14 protein-coding genes are annotated in these 16,504 nt (G+C 73.5%); 1 reads left to right on the forward strand and 13 read right to left on the reverse strand.

Features of this window, described 5'->3' with window-relative positions:
- Nucleotides 1-40 precede the first annotated feature (40 nt).
- From ACIOD1_RS26365 to ACIOD1_RS26395, 7 genes are read right to left on the reverse strand one after another with little or no spacing between them, the layout of a single operon-like run.
- Nucleotides 41-520 carry a MarR family winged helix-turn-helix transcriptional regulator gene (locus ACIOD1_RS26365; RefSeq protein ID WP_401904986.1) on the reverse strand — a complete coding sequence of 160 codons (480 nt, stop codon included), beginning with the start codon at nt 518-520 and terminating at the stop codon, nt 41-43.
- A gap of 3 nt (nt 521-523) precedes the next feature.
- Entirely contained in the window at nt 524-1,057 is a 534-nt protein-coding gene (locus ACIOD1_RS26370; RefSeq protein ID WP_365615390.1) for a flavin reductase family protein, read from the reverse strand.
- Entirely contained in the window at nt 1,054-2,637 is a 1,584-nt protein-coding gene (locus ACIOD1_RS26375; protein ID WP_401904990.1) for a dihydroorotase family protein, read from the reverse strand. The genes ACIOD1_RS26370 and ACIOD1_RS26375 overlap by 4 nt, the downstream gene beginning before the upstream one ends.
- Nucleotides 2,625-3,788: an acyl-CoA dehydrogenase family protein gene (locus tag ACIOD1_RS26380; RefSeq protein WP_401904992.1), complete on the reverse strand. Its 1,164-nt coding sequence runs from the start codon at nt 3,786-3,788 to the stop codon at nt 2,625-2,627. The genes ACIOD1_RS26375 and ACIOD1_RS26380 overlap by 13 nt, the downstream gene beginning before the upstream one ends.
- Nucleotides 3,767-4,822 (reverse strand): PrpF domain-containing protein, encoded by a 1,056-nt coding sequence (locus ACIOD1_RS26385; protein ID WP_365615396.1) that lies wholly within the window; start codon nt 4,820-4,822, stop codon nt 3,767-3,769. The genes ACIOD1_RS26380 and ACIOD1_RS26385 overlap by 22 nt, the downstream gene beginning before the upstream one ends.
- A complete protein-coding gene (gene asnB, locus ACIOD1_RS26390; protein WP_365615399.1) occupies nt 4,819-6,663 on the reverse strand; it encodes an asparagine synthase (glutamine-hydrolyzing) in 1,845 nt (614 codons plus the stop codon). The genes ACIOD1_RS26385 and asnB overlap by 4 nt, the downstream gene beginning before the upstream one ends.
- Nucleotides 6,664-6,668: 5 nt before the next feature.
- Nucleotides 6,669-7,478, reverse strand: coding sequence for a cupin domain-containing protein (locus ACIOD1_RS26395; protein ID WP_401904995.1), 810 nt, complete (start codon nt 7,476-7,478; stop codon nt 6,669-6,671).
- Between the two features lie 158 nt (nt 7,479-7,636).
- Here ACIOD1_RS26395 and ACIOD1_RS26400 point away from each other — a divergent pair, with 158 nt between their 5' ends.
- The gene (locus tag ACIOD1_RS26400) at nt 7,637-10,738 is read left to right on the forward strand and encodes a BTAD domain-containing putative transcriptional regulator (RefSeq protein ID WP_365615404.1); all 3,102 of its coding nucleotides are present in this window, start codon (nt 7,637-7,639) and stop codon (nt 10,736-10,738) included.
- A 73-nt stretch (nt 10,739-10,811) separates the two neighbouring features.
- Here ACIOD1_RS26400 and ACIOD1_RS26405 read toward each other — a convergent pair whose 3' ends face one another.
- The 6 genes from ACIOD1_RS26405 to ACIOD1_RS26430 all read right to left on the reverse strand — a co-directional run bounded on the left by ACIOD1_RS26405 (nt 10,812) and on the right by ACIOD1_RS26430 (nt 16,477).
- A complete protein-coding gene (locus tag ACIOD1_RS26405) occupies nt 10,812-10,970 on the reverse strand; it encodes a hypothetical protein (RefSeq protein ID WP_365615407.1) in 159 nt (52 codons plus the stop codon).
- 192 nt (nt 10,971-11,162) lie between these two features.
- Entirely contained in the window at nt 11,163-12,419 is a 1,257-nt protein-coding gene (locus tag ACIOD1_RS26410; RefSeq protein WP_401904999.1) for a hypothetical protein, read from the reverse strand.
- Nucleotides 12,416-13,735: an ATP-grasp domain-containing protein gene (locus ACIOD1_RS26415; RefSeq protein ID WP_401905002.1), complete on the reverse strand. Its 1,320-nt coding sequence runs from the start codon at nt 13,733-13,735 to the stop codon at nt 12,416-12,418. Before ACIOD1_RS26415 ends, ACIOD1_RS26410 begins: the two co-directional genes overlap by 4 nt.
- Complete coding sequence (locus ACIOD1_RS26420) at nt 13,735-14,970, reverse strand: ATP-grasp domain-containing protein (protein ID WP_365615416.1); 1,236 nt, start codon at nt 14,968-14,970, stop codon at nt 13,735-13,737. The genes ACIOD1_RS26415 and ACIOD1_RS26420 overlap by 1 nt, the downstream gene beginning before the upstream one ends.
- On the reverse strand, nt 14,967-16,262 hold the full coding sequence (locus ACIOD1_RS26425; protein ID WP_365615419.1) for an MFS transporter: 1,296 nt from the start codon (nt 16,260-16,262) through the stop codon (nt 14,967-14,969). Before ACIOD1_RS26425 ends, ACIOD1_RS26420 begins: the two co-directional genes overlap by 4 nt.
- Nucleotides 16,259-16,477 carry a 4-oxalocrotonate tautomerase family protein gene (locus tag ACIOD1_RS26430; protein WP_365615422.1) on the reverse strand — a complete coding sequence of 73 codons (219 nt, stop codon included), beginning with the start codon at nt 16,475-16,477 and terminating at the stop codon, nt 16,259-16,261. Before ACIOD1_RS26430 ends, ACIOD1_RS26425 begins: the two co-directional genes overlap by 4 nt.
- Nucleotides 16,478-16,504: the final 27 nt, after the last annotated feature.

Raw genomic sequence — 16,504 nt, forward strand, 5'->3', positions numbered from 1 at the left:
GTCGTACATGGTGGTTTATAGGCAGACCCCGAAAACCGCGTCAAGCCGGTGGGGCGCCGAGCCCCCGCGTGCCGGGCAGCGCGGCCGTCAGCGAGTCCAACAGGGCGGTGAGCAGGGCCGTGTCCGGTGCGGACAGCGTGAGCGCCTCCCGCTGGATCCGGTCCAGGTCGGCCAGGGCCAGGCCGGCGGTGCGCACGCCCTCGGGGGTGAGGCGGATGCCGAGGCGGCGCCGATCGCCGGGGACCGGGAGGCGGGTGACGAGCCGCGCCTCCTCCAGCCGGTCCAGGCAGCCGGTCAGCGCGCCCGAGGTGATGCCCAGGGTGCGGGAGAGCGCGCCGGGGGCCAGCGTGTACGGGGCCTGCGCATGGCGGAGTTCGCTCAGCACGCGCAGCCCCGTACGGCTGAGCCCGTACCGGCGGCACACGGGTCGGGTGTGTTCCTCCACGGCCTGCGCCAGCAGTTCGGCGCGGTGGAACAGCCCCGCCGGGCGCGCCGCCGGTTCGGCGGCGGTGCCCCGCACCGCTCAGTCCCCCGGGCGGGGCACCGGGCGGGCGTGGGCGAAGCCGCGCTGGTGCCAGACGAGTCCCCCGGCCGGGGTGAGGCCGAGGCCCTCGCCCTCGACGGCGGTGACGCGGCCGATCAGGATGGTGTGGTCGCCCGCGTCCAGGGTCCGGTCGTTCTCGCAGACCAGCCGCAGCGCGGCGGCGGCCAGGGCCGGGACCCGGCCCGAGGCGGGGGCCAGGGCGACCCCCTCGAAGCGGCGGTCGGGTCGGCCCGCGAACTTCAGGGCGAGGGCCTCGTCTCCGGGACCCAGCAGGTTCACGCAGAACTCGTCGGCGCCGGAGAGCGCTTCGTGGCTGGAGGACCCCTTGTCCAGGCAGACCAGGAACAGCGGGGGGTCCAGGGAGAGCGAGGAGACGGCGCTCGCGGTGAGTCCGCGCGCGGTCCCGTACTCGTCGTAGCAGGTCACGACGGTGACGGGGGCGGCGAGGGCGGCCATCGCCGCGCGGAACTCCTCCGCGCTGACATCGGCCCGGGACAGGACGGCGGCGCTCATCGGGCCGCCTCCCCGTCCTGCGGGGCGGCCGGGGAAACGGCCGGGGACGCCGCCGGGGAAACGGCCGGGGACGCCGCCCGTTCCGCGGCCGGTACGGCGGCCGGCAGCACCGCCGGGGAGGGCGCGAGCCAGCGGCCCGCCGGGGCGCCGGCGAAGCCCGAGCGGAGGTCCCAGACCTGCTCGCCGCCCTTGATCACGGTGGTGAAGCGGCCCCGGAACAGCCAGCCCTCGTACGCGGACCAGCCGCACTTGGCCTGGATGTCCTCCCGGGTCGGCTGCCAGCGCTCGGTCGGGTCGAGGAGCGCGAGGTCGGCGTCGGCGCCCGGCACGAGCCGGCCCTTGCCGGGCAGCCGGAACAGGTCGGCGGGCCCGGATCCCATCAGGCGGGCCAGGTGCGTGGCCGCCTCGTCAGGGGCGACGCGTCGGGTCATCATCCCGGTCCAGGAGGCGATGGCCAGCTCCTGCACCCCGGGCAGGCCGGGCGGCGCGTCGGCGGGGACCTTGTTCTTCTCCTCGATGGTGTGCGGCGCGTGGTCGCTGCCGAGGCTCGCCGCCTCGCCGGCCAGCGCCGCGTGCCACAGCCGGTCCTGATCGCTCAGGCCGCGGATGGCGGGCGAGAGGCGGGTGCGCGGGCCGCGTCGGCAGGTGTCGGCGTCGGTGAAGGACAGGTGGTGGCCGGTGACCTCGAAGGTCAGCGGCAGCCCCTCCTGGGCGGCGGCGACGAGCATGTCCGCCTCCTCCGCCGTGGATGCGTGCAGGACGTGGGCGCGGGTGCCGTACGTACGGACCAGCTGGATCACCTTGGCGCAGGCCACGATGGCGCCCGAGCGCGGGCGGTGCGGCTCGTACTCGTCGTAGGAGTCCGGGTCTCCGCGCCAGGTGTCGAGGAGGTCGAAGATGTGCTGGTCCTCGGCGTGCAGCACGAGCTGTACGTTGCCCCGCGCGGCGGCCTCGAAGGCCGCTTCCAGGGCCCGCCAGTCGCGGAAGACCACCGGGGCGGTGTGGTGTCCGGCCATGAACACCTTCGCGGAGGTGGCCACTTCGGGGTCGAGGGTGGCCAGGACCTCCGGGTGCTCGGGGTCGGCGCCGATGTGGAAGCGGTAGTCCACCCACGAACGGCCTTCGATGAGCGCGGCCTTGGCGTGCAGGTCCGCCTCGTTCAGGGACGGCGGGCGGGTGTTGGGCATGTCGACGACGGTGGTGACGCCGCCCAGGATGGCCGCCCGGCCCGCGTGCTCCCAGTCCTCCTTGTACTCCAGGCCCGGGGTGCGGAAGTGGACGTGGCTGTCGATGAGCCCGGGCAGGACGTAGCGTCCGCGGGCGTCGACGCGGGGGCCCTCGGGCAGCTCCTCGTCCGGGCCGAGGACGGCGTCGATGTGGCCGTTGCGGATGACGACGGAGCCGTCCCGGACCCCGTCGGGGGTGACCAGGCGCCCGCCTTCGACAACGAGGTCGGCGGTGGCGGTGCGGCCGTCGAGGCGACCGGCGGGGTTCGGGGCTTCGGAGCCCGTCGGTTCGGGGTTCAGCGGGCCGGGGTTCAGCGGTTCGGGGTTCAGCGGGCCGGGGTTCAGCGGTTCCACGAGATGCTCACCAGTTCCCTGCAGAGGTCGTTGGTCGGGCCCATGAGGGCGACGGCACGGGCGTCACGGCCGTACCGGTTGATCGGGTGGCCGTCCACGTAGCCGGCCGAGCTGAGGATCTGCTCCACCTCGGAGACGACCCGGTCGGCGGCGGCGGAGGCGAACAGCTTCGAGTGCAGCGTGGCCATGCCGGGGTCGGCGGCGTCCCGGCGCCCGGCCCGCTCGACGACGGCGCGGGCGGCCTCGACGCGGGTGGTGAGGTCGACGAGGCGGTAGCGCAGCGCCTGGTGGCCGAGCAGGCCGCGCTTGCGGGCGTGCTCGTGGGCCGCGTCCAGGGCCGCCTGGGCCAGTCCGACGGCGACCGCGCCGAGCGTCGCGCCGCTCTCGCGGACCCGGGCGATGACGGAGGCCGCCACTCCCTCGGCGCCGAGCCGGTCCTCGTCGGTGAGCCGGCAGTCGCGCAGGTCGACGAAGCCGGTCGCGGAGCCGCGCATGCCGGCCAGGCTCATCGAGGTGTCCGGGATCAGGCCCGGGTTGTCCCCGCGGACCAGGAAGAAGGTCTGGCCGGCGGCCCCGTAGCCGGTGTCGCCGTCCCCGCCGTCGGCCGGGGCGTCGTCGCCGGTCTGGGCGAGCACCAGGTAGACGTCGGCGAGTCCGGCGCTGGTGGTGAACGCCTTCGCGCCCTCCAGGTGCCAGCCGGTGTCCGCGATCCGGCGGCCCCGCGTGGCGAGGTTCTTCTTGTTGGCGCCGGCGCCCGTCTCGCTCCACGCGGAGGCGGCGAGCCACTCTCCGGAGGCGAGCTTGGGCAGCACCTCGCGGTGCTGCGCCGGGCTGCCCTGCTCGACGATGCGACTGCTGACCGCGAAGTGCTGGAAGAGCATGATCGCGGCGGAGCCGTTGACGGCGGCCACCTGCTCGACGCACCGGTTCAGGTCGACCGGGCCGGCACCCGCGCCGCCGAACTCGCGCGGTACGGCGAGCCCCAGCAGCCGGCTCTCGCGGAGCACGGCGACGGCGTCCCGGTCGGGTTCGCCCGTACGGTCCGCGGCGACCGCGCACCGCTCCAGCGCCTCGCGGACCTCGGGGTCGAGGGCGGCGAGGGACAACCGTACGTCCGCGCCTGCGGTGTTCAGACTGACAGTGACAGACATGCGCGCTCCTCGGCGGACGGGGACGGATAGCTGAAGTGATCGGCGGGCAGGCCCGCCCACCCCTGGTAGTCGACCTGCTTGCCGGCGACGGAGACCCAGGCGAGCCGCGGGCCGGTGTCGGTCACCACCGACGAGGCGGAGACCTGGAGTTCGCCCCCGGGAGTGACGAGCCGGACCGGGCCGCCGCGGTGGCCGCCGTCCCGCGCCAGCTGCCAGGGGACGCTCCCCTCGATGCCGACGGCGGTGCCCAGGCAGATCGCGCCGGTCAGCGCGAGGGTCGGGTGCCAGGACGGCACCGACACGGCGCGGACCGCCAGCGCGCCGCCGGGCTCCGACAGCACCGCGGCGATCTTCGGGAAGGCCCCGGAGGCGTCCCAGCCCTGCTGTTCGCAGACCGCGAGGCGGATCCGGGCGAACTGCTCGAAGAGCCGGTCGCCGGCGGAGAACAGCTCCTCCCGGGTGGCGACGCCCAGGTGCCCGGCGGGCACGAAGACATACGGATTGCCCATGGAGACGAGCGAGACGGGGATGACCGTGCGGTCCACGGAGACCTCGGTGACGGTGTCGCCCGTGATCAGCAGCTCGTGGAACGGCTTCGTGGGCGTGCACAGGAAGTGCGCGGTGAAGCGGGTGCCGCCCTCGGAGGCCTCCTCCACCTCGCACACCACGTTGTCGCCGTTGTTGAGGACGTTGACCCGCACCCGGGCCCCGCTGACCAGCGGCGGGATCATTCCCGACCGGGCCGCCGCCTCGACGGCCGCCAGGATCGAGTGGCCGCAGGAACCGCGCAGGTCGAAGGAGGAGGTGGACTGCGGGAGTGACTGCACGAAGCGGTAGTCGAGGTCGAAGAGGGGATGCGCGGACGGCCGGACGATCGCGTTCTTCAGGACGTGCCCGACGCCGTCGGCGCTCAGGTCGCCGCGGATCGCCGTCAGGGTCTCCAGCAGCCGGTCGGTGTCCTCGGGAAGTCCCCCGCCGTCCAGGACCAGGGTCGGGCAGGGCGCGCCGTGCGCGTTGGCGAAGTAGCCGCTCACAGCGCCCCACCCGGGCTGGACGTCGCCACGCGGGGCTCGCGCGGCGAGCCGGGCAGGCCCGGACCGAAGAACTGGGTGCGCCACAGCTGGTGGGACATCAGCGCCCACAGCGCGAGGGAGGCGCTGTCGGAGGGACGGCCCGCCTGCTCCTCGAAGAGGCCGGTGACGACCTCGGGGCGGATCCGGCCGTCGGCGCGCAGCGCGGACTCGGACAGGGCGTCGCGGGCCACGTCCCACAGGGCCTGCCCGGGGCGGAGCATGGCGGTGATGGGCAGGGTGAAGGGCTGCTTGGGGCGGTTCAGGACGCTGTCCGGGACCAGTCCGCGGGCGGCGGCGTACAGGGCGCGCTTGACTCCGGTCGAGTCGATCTTCTGGGTGTCGGTGAGGGTGGAGGCGAAGCGCACCACCTCCGGCTGGCAGAACGGCAGTCGGGCCTCGACCGAGCTGGCCATCGACAGGTGGTCGACGCGGCGCAGGTGGTAGGAGGGCAGGCGGAACTCCTGCTCGATGGCACAGATCCGGCGCATCCGGGTGCCCGCGCCGCTCTCCAGGGTCTCGGTGAGCCCGGCCGGCAGCGCCGGCCCGTGGGCCCGTACGGCCGCCGTGTAGTCGTCCGTGTAGAGCCGCTCGCGCAGGGCGCGCGGGACGGCGGAGAGGTGATCGAGGTAGTCCTGGACCCAACCGAGTCCGCCGGGGGCGGCCATGGCCTGCGTCATGCGGGCGTAGCCGCCGAAGAGTTCGTCGGCCGCGTCGCCGGTGAGCGCCACCTTGAAGCCGGCGTCGCGGACGGCGCGGAACAGGGAGAACGTCGACAGGGTGATCGGGTCGGCGTTGGGCTGGCCCAGGTGCCACACGACGTCCGCGAGGAGGTCGGGGAAGGTGGCGGGGTCCACCTCGACCTGGTGGTGGACCGTGCCGGCCGCCTCGGCGACCTCGGCCGCGAAGGCCCGTTCGTCGCTGGGCCAGTTGCCGGTGTAGGCGATGTTGAAGGTGTGCAGGTCGGTCGCGGAGCGGGCCGCGAGCGCCGTGACCAGGCTGGAGTCCAGGCCGCCGGAGGTGATGGCGGCGACCGGCGCGTCGGCGATCAGCAGCCGCGAGACCTCCGTCGCCAGCAGTTCGCGCAGCTCCTCGCCGGCCTGGTTCAGGCCCCGGGAGGGGTTCGCGACGGTCTCGGTGTGGCCCAGCGGGCGGGTGGTGATCCGCAGTCCGCCGCGCCGGCCGACCACGGCGGTGGCGGCCGGGGGCAGCACCCGGATGCCGCGGAACATCGTCCGGTCGCCGAAGGGGGTCTTGGAGACGAGGTAGGCGTCGAGGCCGTACTCGTCCTCCTGCGCGGTGACGTCGGCGAAGCCGAGCAGCGCCGGGATCTCCGAGGCGAAGCGGAACTGTCCGCCGCGCTCGTCCCAGGCGTAGTACAGCGGCTTCATGCCCGAGGCGTCGGTGGCGACGACGAGCTTGGGCTCCTCGCGCAGGTCCATCACCGCGACGGAGTACATGCCGTCGAGCTGCTCGGCGAAGCGCTCCCCGTACTCCAGGTACAGGGCGGGCAGCACCGAGCCGTCGCAGCGGTCCGGGATGCGGTGGCCGCGCGCCTCCAGACGGGCGGCCAGCTCGCGGTGGTTGTACAGCTCGCCGTTGAAGACGACCGTGACGGCGCCCAGCCGGTACGGCTGCTCGCCCCCCTCGGGGTCCATGATCGAGAGCCGGTTGTTGCCGAGGGCCCAGTCGGGGGCGCCGGCGTACGTCTGGGCGTCGGGGCCGCCGTGGCGCAGCAGGGCGGCGACGGTGCGCAGCTCCTGGTCGCTCGTGGCCGCGTTGAAGGATCCGTAGATACGGCACATGTGGGTCAGACCACCTGGGAAGAGACGCCGGCGGCGTCGTAGAGGGCAGGGTCGAAGGGGGTCGGGCCGCCGCAGGTCACGAAGCGGCGGGCCTCGGAACCCGTGTGGGGGTTGCGGGCGCCGTGCAGCACGCCCGGGGCGGCGAAGAGCACGTCTCCGGCCTCGACGTCGATCCAGCGGTCGACGAGGTACATCTGTCCGACGCCCTCGAAGGCGATGAACGCCTCGTCGCTGTGGGTGTGGAGGTGCACGTTGAAGGTCTCGCCGGGCTGCTGGATCCCGCAGTGCAGACAGAGCTGGGCGCTGCCGGCGCCCGGCCAGAAGACGAAGTTCATGGTGGCGCGCGGTGCCGCCTCCGGGTCGATCTGGCCGGTGCCCGCGAAGCCCCGCAGCCGGGTCTCGTCGTCCCAGAGCGTCGAGAAGACCTTCGGGTCGGTGCCCGGGGTGCGGCCCTCGGCCAGTGGGGTGCGCCACACGTAGGCGGTCAGCCCCTCCGGGCCGGCGGTCAGGGTCAGCGCCCGGCCGGTCGGCGCGTAGGCGGCGGAGGCACGGCGCGCCTCGCGGCTCTCGGAGCCGACATGGACCCGGCCGGAGCCCGCGTAGACCACCGCGGTGTTCTCCTCGACGAGGGTGTCCTCGGGGCTCCACGCGGCGCCCGGGGCGACCCGTACGACGTGCAGCGTGACGCAGGGGGCGCCCACGGCCGGGCTCACCGGGGTCGCGACCTCGGTCCCGGAACCGTCCGGCGTGTTCTCGTACTCGAATTCGCGCGAGGTGATGATCCGGGCGGTGCCGAGGTGGCTGGAAGTCTTCATCGGTGCTCCGTCTGTACTCGCTCCTGCTGGCCCGTGAAGCTTCCGTTTCGGGGTTCCCGATCACCTCCCGGAGCAGTACCGCCCGATCCCGGAAGCCTCTACCCTCTTCTCATACGGGACCTCTACCTGGGGTTTTGGGGTGCATGAGGGTGGGGGACATGGCGGAGCAGACCGAGGCCGGAGTGAGGTTCAACGTCCTTGGGTCGCTGGAGGGTTGGTCCGGGGGGAACCGGCTGAGGCTCGGCGGTCCGATCCAGGAACGGGTGCTCGTCACTTTGCTTCTGGAACCGGGAAGAGTGGTCCCCGTCACTCGGCTCGTGGAGGCCGCGTGGGAGGACGAACCGCCCGCAACCGCCTCACATCAGATCCGCAAGGCGGTCGCCGACCTCCGCCAGCGGATCCCCGGCGGAGCCGGCGTGATCGCCACCGACGGACCCGGCTACCGGGCCGTCGTCGAGGAGGGGCAGCTCGACCTCACCCTCTTCCTCCTGCACACCCAGCGGGCCCGCGAGGCCCTGGCCGCCGGGCGCCCGGCGGACGGCGAGGCCGAACTGCGCGCCGCGCTGGCCCTGTGGCGGGGGCCGGTGCTGTCCGGCTCCGGCGGCCCGGTCGTCGAATCCGCCTCCACCGCCCTGGAGGAGCGCCGGCTGGCCGCCGCCGAGCAGCTCTTCCAGCTCCGCCTGGAGCGCGGCGAGAGCGCCGAACTCATCGGTGACCTGCGCGAACTCGTCGCCGCCCATCCGCTGCGGGAGACCCTGCGCGGCCACCTGATGCTGGCCCTGTACCGCTCGGGACGGCAGGCCGAGGCCCTGGAGGAGTTCGGCCGGGTCCGCGAGCTGCTCGTCGAGGAACTGGGCGTCGACCCCGGCCCGCGGCTCGGCAAGCTCTACGAGGGGATCCTGCGCGACAGCCCGGAACTGGCGACCCCCGAGCCGCCGCCCGCGGCCGTGCCCGCGCCCGCCGAGCCGGCCCCCGCCGGCGCGCCCCCGGCCCCCGGCACACCGGGAACGGCCACCCCCGCCGAAGCGGGCGGCGGCGCCCGCGACGGCGCCACGCCCTGCACCCTCCCGTACGACCTGGCCGACTTCACCGGGCGCGAGCGGGAACTCACCGAGCTGCTGGCCGCCACCGGCGACGGCGGGGAGAGCGGCACCCGGGTCGTCGCCGTCGACGGCATGGGCGGCACCGGCAAGACCTCCCTCGCCGTCCGGGTCGCCCACCGGCTGGCCGAGCGCTACCCCGACGGGCAGCTCCACGTCGACCTGCGCGGCTACACCCCGGGCGAGCGGCCGCTGCTCCCCGGGGCCGTCATCGCCGGTCTGCTGCGCACCCTGGGCGTGCCCGGCGAGCAGATCCCCGAGGACGCCGCGGCCCGCGCCGCCCTGTGGCGGGCCACCCTCGTCGGGCGCCGGCTGCTGCTCCTCTTCGACAACGCCTGCGACGCGGCCCAGGTCGTCCCGCTGCTGCCCGCCTCCCCCGGCTGCCTGGTCCTCGTGACCAGCCGGGCCAGGCTGGTCGAGCTGGACGGCGCCGAGTGGATCTCCATCGGGGTGATGTCCCCCTCGGACAGCCTGGCCCTGATCACCGAGACCCTGGGCGCCGAGCGCACCTCCCGCGAACCGGACGCCGCCCGCGCGCTGGCCGCCCTGTGCGGCCACCTCCCGCTGGCCCTGCGCATCGCGACGGCCCGACTGCGCAACCGGTCCCGCTGGACGGTGCGGCACCTGGTGGACCGGCTGGGCGACGAGACCCGACTGCTGGACGAGCTGAGTTCCGGCGAACGCAGCGTCGCGGCGACGCTGAGGCTCTCGTACCAGGCCATGGACGAGGACCACCGCGGCGCGTTCCGGCTGCTGAGCCTGCACCCGGGCGCGGAGGTCGACGTCCACTCGGCCGCCGCCCTGCTCGGCACGGACACCCGCGACGCGGAGGACCTCCTGGAGGACCTCCTCGACATGCACCTGGTCCAGCAGCACGAGCTGGGCTACTACGCCTTCCACGACCTGGTCCGCAGCTTCGCCCAGAGCCTGCGCAACCCGGAGACGGCGCAAGACGACACATCGGCGGTGGAACGCCTGCTGGACTACTTCTACGCGGCGACGGAGCGCGCGTGCGCGGTGCTGTTCCCCGGCCGCAAGCAGTACGAGACCGGACTGCCCGTCTCCGGCGCCGGACTGCCCCCGATGGCGGACGCCGATGCCGCGACCACCTGGTTCGACCGGGAGATCGAGGCCCTGATCGCAAGCGTGGCCGTAGCCGGCGGAAACGGCCGCACGCGGCACGCCGTGTGGCTGGGCCGCAACCTCGCCTTCTTCCTGGACCTGCGGACCTACACCGAGCAGGACCTGCGGGTGGGCCGCCTCGCGGCCGCCGCCGCCCGGGAACTGGGCGACGCCCGCGCCCTGAGCCTGAGCCTCACCAACCAGGTCACCGCGCTGTGGAAGCTCGGCAGGCTCCGGGAAGGGCTCACTGTCGCCGAAGAGGCCCTCGACTCCGCCCGTTCGCGTGGCGACCGGGTGGGCGAGGCCTACTCCCTGGAGTCGCTCGGACTTCTGCTCAGCTGCCTCGGAGAGTTCGAGGCCGCGCTGCGCCACCAAGAGCCGGCGGTCGCGATGTTCCGGGAGACGGGCGGCGTGCAGAGCGAGATCCACGTGCTCTGCTCGCTCAGTACCACGTACTCGCGCATGGGGCGCCACGAGGAGGCCGTGGGCACCGCGGAACAGGGAGTACGGCTCGCCCGGGAAATCGGCAGCTTCGGCCACGAGGTCACGGCACTGAACGACTTGGCGTCCGCACACCTGGACCTGGGCCGCTACACGGAGGCCGAGGCCGACCTCAAGCAGGCCCTGGCGTTCTTCGACGAGTCACAGCACAGTGACCACTTCGCGCTGACGCTCGCTCTCATGGCCGACGTCCTCCAGCGCTTGGGCCGACCGGAGGACTCGCGCCGCTCCGAAGCGGAAGCCCTGGAGCTCCTGCGCCTCCGAAGCTCTCCCGCCCGACAGACGGTCGTCGAGCGTCTGGTCGGCGACGCCCGGCTGGAGCGCGGTGAGAACGAGGGCGCCCTGACGCTCTACGAGAGAGCCCTCGGCCGGGCGACGGCCGCCGAATACCGGGTGGAAGAGGCCCGGGCCTTGGCCGGCATCGCCCGGGCCGCGCACGCCCTGGGAGACCTGCCGCGCGCTGAGGAGTGCAGGGCCCGTGCCGTCGCACTGTTCGACGCGATGGGCGTCCCCGATACGGCGCGCCGCCCTCTGTGAGGTGACAGCGCGACGGCCCGCCCCCAGAAGGGGGCGGGCCGTCGTCGTGCGCCGCAGGCCGGTGGCCCGGTGATCAGTTGCCGGGGGCGGGCACCGGGCCGGCCGGGCCCTTGCCGTCCGCCTGGACGTACTGCACGTTCGCGGGGACCGTTCCCGGGTCGGCCGTGACTCCGGCGACGACCGCCAGGCCCAGTGCGATGATTCCGACGATTCCGGCCAGCTTGCTGCGCATTTTTCTTGTTCCCCGCCCCGTTGGTCCCGTGCTGTCGTGCGTGCTGCTTGCGACACCCAGAGATTCCCCGGAGCCGTTCCCCAACGACTCCCTCCGCGATACCGCGCTCGGACGCTACAGCGGGAACGAACCGGGAACCAGGTTCTGTCCGCTCGTTGAGCAGCCGCTTTACAACAAATTCAGACCAATGACTCAATCAATCACGATCTCCGTCTCGAAACGGCCCCCCAACGCCCGCAGCCTGCGCTCGCACTCCTCCCGCGTCGTCGCCGACAGCACCGCCGCCGCCAGGAAGTCCGAGGAGATCGCCGCCTCGCCGATGACCTCGCCCGGCTCCGCGAAGACCCCGTAGAACTCCACCCACGGTTCCTCCGGGGTGGCCGGAATAGCGCGGACGGTTCCGGGCCGCTTCATCATCAGCACCTGCCCCGCCATCCGGACCGGTTCCAGCCGCTCCCGGCCCTCGGGCAGGGCCTCCAGGGCCGGTAGCCGCAGCCCCGTGTGGGCCCGCGCGGCCAGCTCCACCGGGTGCGTCCCGAAGACGGCGGTCAGCACGTCCCGGATCCGGGCGCCCGCCGGGCGGGCCGCGACCTCGCACACCACGAGGCGGTCGTCCGGGGTGTGGAAGACCTCCGCGTGGAAGGCGTGGTCCACCGGACCCTCCAGCGCCTCCAGCGCCCGCTCCGTCAGCTCCAGCAGCCGAGGCGTCAGCGGGTCCGAGGGGTCCAGGGTGAGGTCCACCCGGGCGCCGCCGTCGGCCTGGAAGGAGGAGAGGTCGTACTGGTACTGGGACGGCCAGGCCATGACGGTGCGGCCCCCCGCGACCACACCGTCCACGTGGCACATCCGCCCCGGTACGTACGCCTCCAGCAGCAGGTCCTCGCGGGGCCCGGCGCCGGGCGCGAAGGCCTCGGCGAGCTGCCGCTCCAGCTCCTCCCCGGTCCGGACGATCCGCAGCCCGATCGAGCCGAAGCCGTCGCGGGCCTTGAAGACCAGCGGCAGGCCGTGCTCCGCCGCGAAGTCCCGTACCTCGTCGGCCGTCGCGGGAAGCGTGTGCGGGGCGACCTCGATGCCGGCCTCCGCCAGCTTCCGCTTCATCAGGACCTTGTCCCGAAAGGCCATGACCCCGGCGGGGAGCTGGCCCGCCAAGCCGAACTTCTCGCGCAGTCCGGCCGCCCGGATCAGGTCCGCCTCGTGGTGCGCGATCACGTGCGTGACCCGGTGCTCGTGGGCGAGGTCGCGGGCCAGCCGGTCGACGAGTTCCTCGTCGTCGAAGGTGTCCACCAGCTCCAAGTGACGGTAGCCGCCGTTCCCGTCCGGAAGCCGCTCGCCGCCCGCCAGGATCTTGTCGCGGGCCGCGATCATCACCACCCCGCCGTCCAGCTCCGCCAGCCAGCGGTCGTACGGGAAGGGCTCCAGCGGGAAGCGGTGCAGTACGAGGGCGGTCATGCCGCCACCTCCATGTCGTGCGTGGCGACGGCCGACCGGTCGGGGCCGGCGGCCCCGTCGGGTGCGTGGGGAGCCACGTCGATCCGGATCTCGCCGGTGAGCCGCTCGCAGAGGGCGATCGCCGCGTCGGTGTCTGCGGCGGTCACCGCCGCGAAGCCCAGCCGGTCCCAGTTGTCGCGCAGCGGGCGGACCGGATCGCCGGGCCGTACGGAGACCTCCACCGCGAGCACGTCGGCCCGGGCGGCGATCTCCTCCACGCCCGAGACGGCCGTGACCGTGCCGGGATCGCGGAGCACGAAGCGGGTGCAGGCCCCGGCGCGGGCCGCCGGAGGCTCCGGGAGCGCCTCGACCAGACCCATCGGCCAGGCCACGCCGTAGCCGATGAGGTCGATGCCGTAGGCGGCCTCGACCAGCTCGTTGATGTGGCCGCCGCCGACCCGGTTGTGGGACTCGATGACCGCGGGGCCCCGGGAGCCGAGGCGCAGCTCGGTGTGGCTGGGCCCGTCCGCCACGCCCATCGCGTCGAGGAACCCGGTGACGGCGGAGGTGATCCGGGCGTGCGCCTCGGGCGCCAGTCTGGCGGGCAGGGCGTGGCCCAGCTCGGCGAAGTGGCTGTCGTCGACGAGCTTCTCGGTCACCGCGACCACCACGTGCCGACCGGCGAAACTGAAGGCCTCCACGCTGAACTCGGGGCCGTCGAGGTAGGACTCCATCAGGAACTCGTGGACGGTGAAGAGGGTCGAGCCGCGGTCGGTGCGCCGTCCGCGCAGTTCCTCGATCCGCTCCCACGCCGCGTCGAGCGCGCCCGCGTCGGCGACCCGGATCAGGCCGAAGCTCGCGGTGGCGTCGGTGGGCTTGACGATGAAGGGGAAGCCCGCCAGTCGGGCGAAGTCCTCCAGCGACTCCCGGTCGGTGACCCGGTCCCAGTGCATCGTCGATGCGCCCCGGTCGCGGAGGTGTTGCCGCATCAGGGCCTTGTTGCGCAGCCGTCGACTGACCTCGGGGCGAGTCCCGGGGAAGCCGAAGTGCTCGTTGAGGCGGGCCGCGATGTCGAGTCCGCCCTCGGTGAGCGAGACGACGGCGTCGAAGGCCCAGACCTCACGGGCGGCCTCGGCGAGGGGCCGTACGGTGTCCCAGTCGGTGTAGTCGACCATCAACAGGGCGTCGGCCGTGCCGGTCTGGAACGCGTTGATCTTGTCGGGGTGTTGGAGCAGCACCACGCGGACGCCGAGGGCCTTGGCCCGCTCCAGGTGCTGGTCCGTGCCGCCGACGAGCAGCATCGTCCGGTCCGCGGTCTGCGCGGTCTGCGCGGTCATCAGGGTGCTTCCTTCGGGGTGGGGGTGGTCGTGGCGCGCAGCGCGGCGTGGGCGGCGGCGATCCGTTCGGCGGCCTCGCCGGGGCTCGGGGCGTCGACGACCGCGTAGCCGTGGCGACTGCCCGAGTCGGTGGTGTGCGGCAGCAGGTCACCCGGCGCGTACGGGAAGTGGACGGCGTGCACGTGCTCTTCGGCGGCCAGCGCATCGAGCCCGGCGACGGATTCCAGTCGCCCGGCGGGCAGCCGGAAGAAGCCCACGGAGGCGTAGCGGTGGGGCGCGGGCGCCGTGACGTCCTCGCCGGCCAGCGCCCGGAAGATCGCGGCCTCCAGGTCGAAGCCGGTGGCGACCTCCACGAGCAACGGGATCCGGTCGCCGCCGAGACGGGCCTGGGACTCCACGATGCGCGGGCCCGCCGGGGTGAGGATCACCTCGGTGTGCGCGGGGCCGAACTCGTAGCCCGCGAGGTCGAGCAGGGCGGTGACGGTGGAGCGGATGGCGCCCTCGTCGACCAGCGGGAGCGGGGCCGGGTGGACGTGTCCGGTCTCGACGAACCCGGGCGGCCCACCGGTCTGCTTGGCGGTGATCCCGACGACCTGGTGCATGCCGTCGACCGTCAGGGTCTCGACGCTGAACTCCGGCCCCTCCAGGAAGTCCTCGATGATGAACGGCCCCTCGATCCCGGCGGACTTGACCCGGTCGGTCCACTCCGTGAGGTCGGCGGCCGTACGGACCAGGGCGATCCCCCGGCTGCCGGCGGAATTGGCCGGCTTGACGACGGCCGGCAGGCCGAACTCGGTGAGCAGCGGCTCCACCTCGGCGAGGTGGGAGGCCTCCCGGGCGCGGACCACGGAGACGCCATTGCGGTTGAGCAGGCGGCGCATCGCGTTCTTGTCGTTGAGCAGCCGGACCGATTCGGCGCGGTTCGGCGACAGGCCGAGCGCCTCGGCCTCGGCGAGCACGGGGGCCATGCTGGACTCGCTGCCCAGGTGCAGGACGTACCGGATGTCGTTCTCCCGGGCCGTACGGGCGATCAGGGCGCGCAGCGCCGCCTCGTCCTCGAAGTCGACCAGGGCCAGGTCCTCGGAATGTGCCGCGACCTGGGCGAGGTAGTCGGCACCGCGCAGCGCGGGGTCCCAGATCGACCAGACCCGGAAGCCGGCGTCCACGGCCTTGCGGACGAGCTGCTCGTACGGCATCACCATGAGGAGCCGGTCGGCGCTGTGGAAGGGGGTCATGACGTGGCTCCGTTCCGGACCGGCTCCGCGGTCGCGGGCTCCGGCTCCTCGGCGGCCGCGCGGCGGGTCTCGCACAACGGCAGCAGGGAGCGGTAGACGAGGATGGCGCCGAGGCCGAAGGCCCCGAAGAGGAGGCTCATGCCGACCGGCGGCAGGAAGGCGCCCACGGTCACGCACAGCGAGCCGACGAGCAGGCCGACGCGGGCGTTGAGCCCGTAGGCGGCCAGGTACTTGGTACGGGCGGCCGGGTCCACGAGGTCGGCCAGGATGGCCTGCTTGACCGGGACGTTCGCGATCTCGCCCAGGGTCATGAGGACGGCGGCGGCGATCAGGATCCAGCCGCTGTTGCTGACGGCGAGGACCATGTACCCGGCGGTGAAGACGGCGAGGCCCGCGTGGAGTCGGACCCGCTGGGACAGCCGGTGGAACAGGCTGCCCGCGAACAGGGCGAGCGCCACGACCAGGGCGGTGTTCACGGCCCTCAGGATGCCGAGCATCCCGACACCGTCCACGGCGGGGAACCACCGCTCCAGGCCGGTCAGGGCCTGCTCGGGGAACTCGTCCGCGAGCCGGACGGCGATGTAGTAGCCGATCTGGACCTCGACGGCCCGGGTGAGGGTCGCCGCGACCATCAGCCGCAGGAACACTCCGTCACGGGCGACCGCGAGGTAGCCGCGGACCATCGCCGGGACACCTGCCGCCCGTTCCTTGGCGGATTCCGGGGCGCTCTCGGCGATCCAGCGCCAGGTGACCAGCGCGGTGAGCGCGGACAGCACGGCCGCGGCAGTCAGCAGGAGGGCGAAGTGGTCCCCGTAGAAGAACCCGCCGATCAGGGCGCCGGCGGTGAACGCCATGTTGATCGACCAGTAGTTGATCGTGTAGACGAGCGTGCGGTTCTCCGGGCTGGAGACGTCGATCATCATCGCGTCGGCGGCCGGGGTGGCGGCGCTTGCCAGACAGGTGTTGAGCAGGAAGAGGACGAAGGTCGCCGCTCCCGACTGCCACCAGGGCGAGTTGGCCAGGGCGAGCAGGGCGAAGGTCAGGGTCGCCCCGATCTCGCCGACCACCATCGGCGGCTTTCGGCCGTGGACGTCGGCGAGGTGGCCGCCGAGGAAGTTGGCGGCGATGCCGCAGACCGCCACGACCAGGGTGAGCACGCCGGCCGTCGCGGCGCCGTAGAGCGCGGCCAGGTGGATGACCATGAGCGGCATCAGCATGATGCCGAGCAGCCTCTGGACGAAGCCGACCCCGAGCCTCAGCCTGATGTTCGGGTGCAGCTCCCGGAGGTTCACGCCCCGCCCCCGGTGTCCGCCGGCTCGCCGACGAGGCGGTCGGCGAGGACGCCGCCCTTGCCCCAGTGGCTCAGCTCCACGTCCCGGACGATCACGGTCACGGCCTCGTGGGGGCAGTGGGCGATCCGGGAGACGGTCTCGGTCAGTTCGGAGACGAGCTGGGTGCGCTGGGCGCGGTCGTTGCCCTGCCACCAGTCGACGGTGATCACCGGCATGTCGGGTTCCTTTGCGGAGTGGGGGGT

The sequence above is a fragment of the Streptomyces sp. NPDC088097 genome, assembly GCF_044741845.1.
In the GTDB taxonomy this organism is placed as follows: domain Bacteria; phylum Actinomycetota; class Actinomycetes; order Streptomycetales; family Streptomycetaceae; genus Streptomyces.

Excerpts from the sequence above, each read along its gene's own strand:
- ACIOD1_RS26420 (WP_365615416.1), bottom strand. The coding sequence starts at position 14,970 with ATGACCCCCTTCCACAGCGCCGACCGGCTCCTCATGGTGATGCCGTAC.
- asnB (WP_365615399.1), bottom strand. The coding sequence starts at position 6,663 with ATGTGCCGTATCTACGGATCCTTCAACGCGGCCACGAGCGACCAGGAG.
- ACIOD1_RS26410 (WP_401904999.1), bottom strand. The coding sequence starts at position 12,419 with ATGACCGCCCTCGTACTGCACCGCTTCCCGCTGGAGCCCTTCCCGTAC.
- ACIOD1_RS26400 (WP_365615404.1), top strand. The coding sequence starts at position 7,637 with ATGGCGGAGCAGACCGAGGCCGGAGTGAGGTTCAACGTCCTTGGGTCG.
- ACIOD1_RS26430 (WP_365615422.1), bottom strand. The coding sequence starts at position 16,477 with ATGCCGGTGATCACCGTCGACTGGTGGCAGGGCAACGACCGCGCCCAG.
- ACIOD1_RS26395 (WP_401904995.1), bottom strand. The coding sequence starts at position 7,478 with ATGAAGACTTCCAGCCACCTCGGCACCGCCCGGATCATCACCTCGCGC.
- ACIOD1_RS26380 (WP_401904992.1), bottom strand. The coding sequence starts at position 3,788 with ATGTCTGTCACTGTCAGTCTGAACACCGCAGGCGCGGACGTACGGTTG.
- ACIOD1_RS26370 (WP_365615390.1), bottom strand. The coding sequence starts at position 1,057 with ATGAGCGCCGCCGTCCTGTCCCGGGCCGATGTCAGCGCGGAGGAGTTC.
- ACIOD1_RS26405 (WP_365615407.1), bottom strand. The coding sequence starts at position 10,970 with ATGCGCAGCAAGCTGGCCGGAATCGTCGGAATCATCGCACTGGGCCTG.
- ACIOD1_RS26415 (WP_401905002.1), bottom strand. The coding sequence starts at position 13,735 with ATGACCGCGCAGACCGCGCAGACCGCGGACCGGACGATGCTGCTCGTC.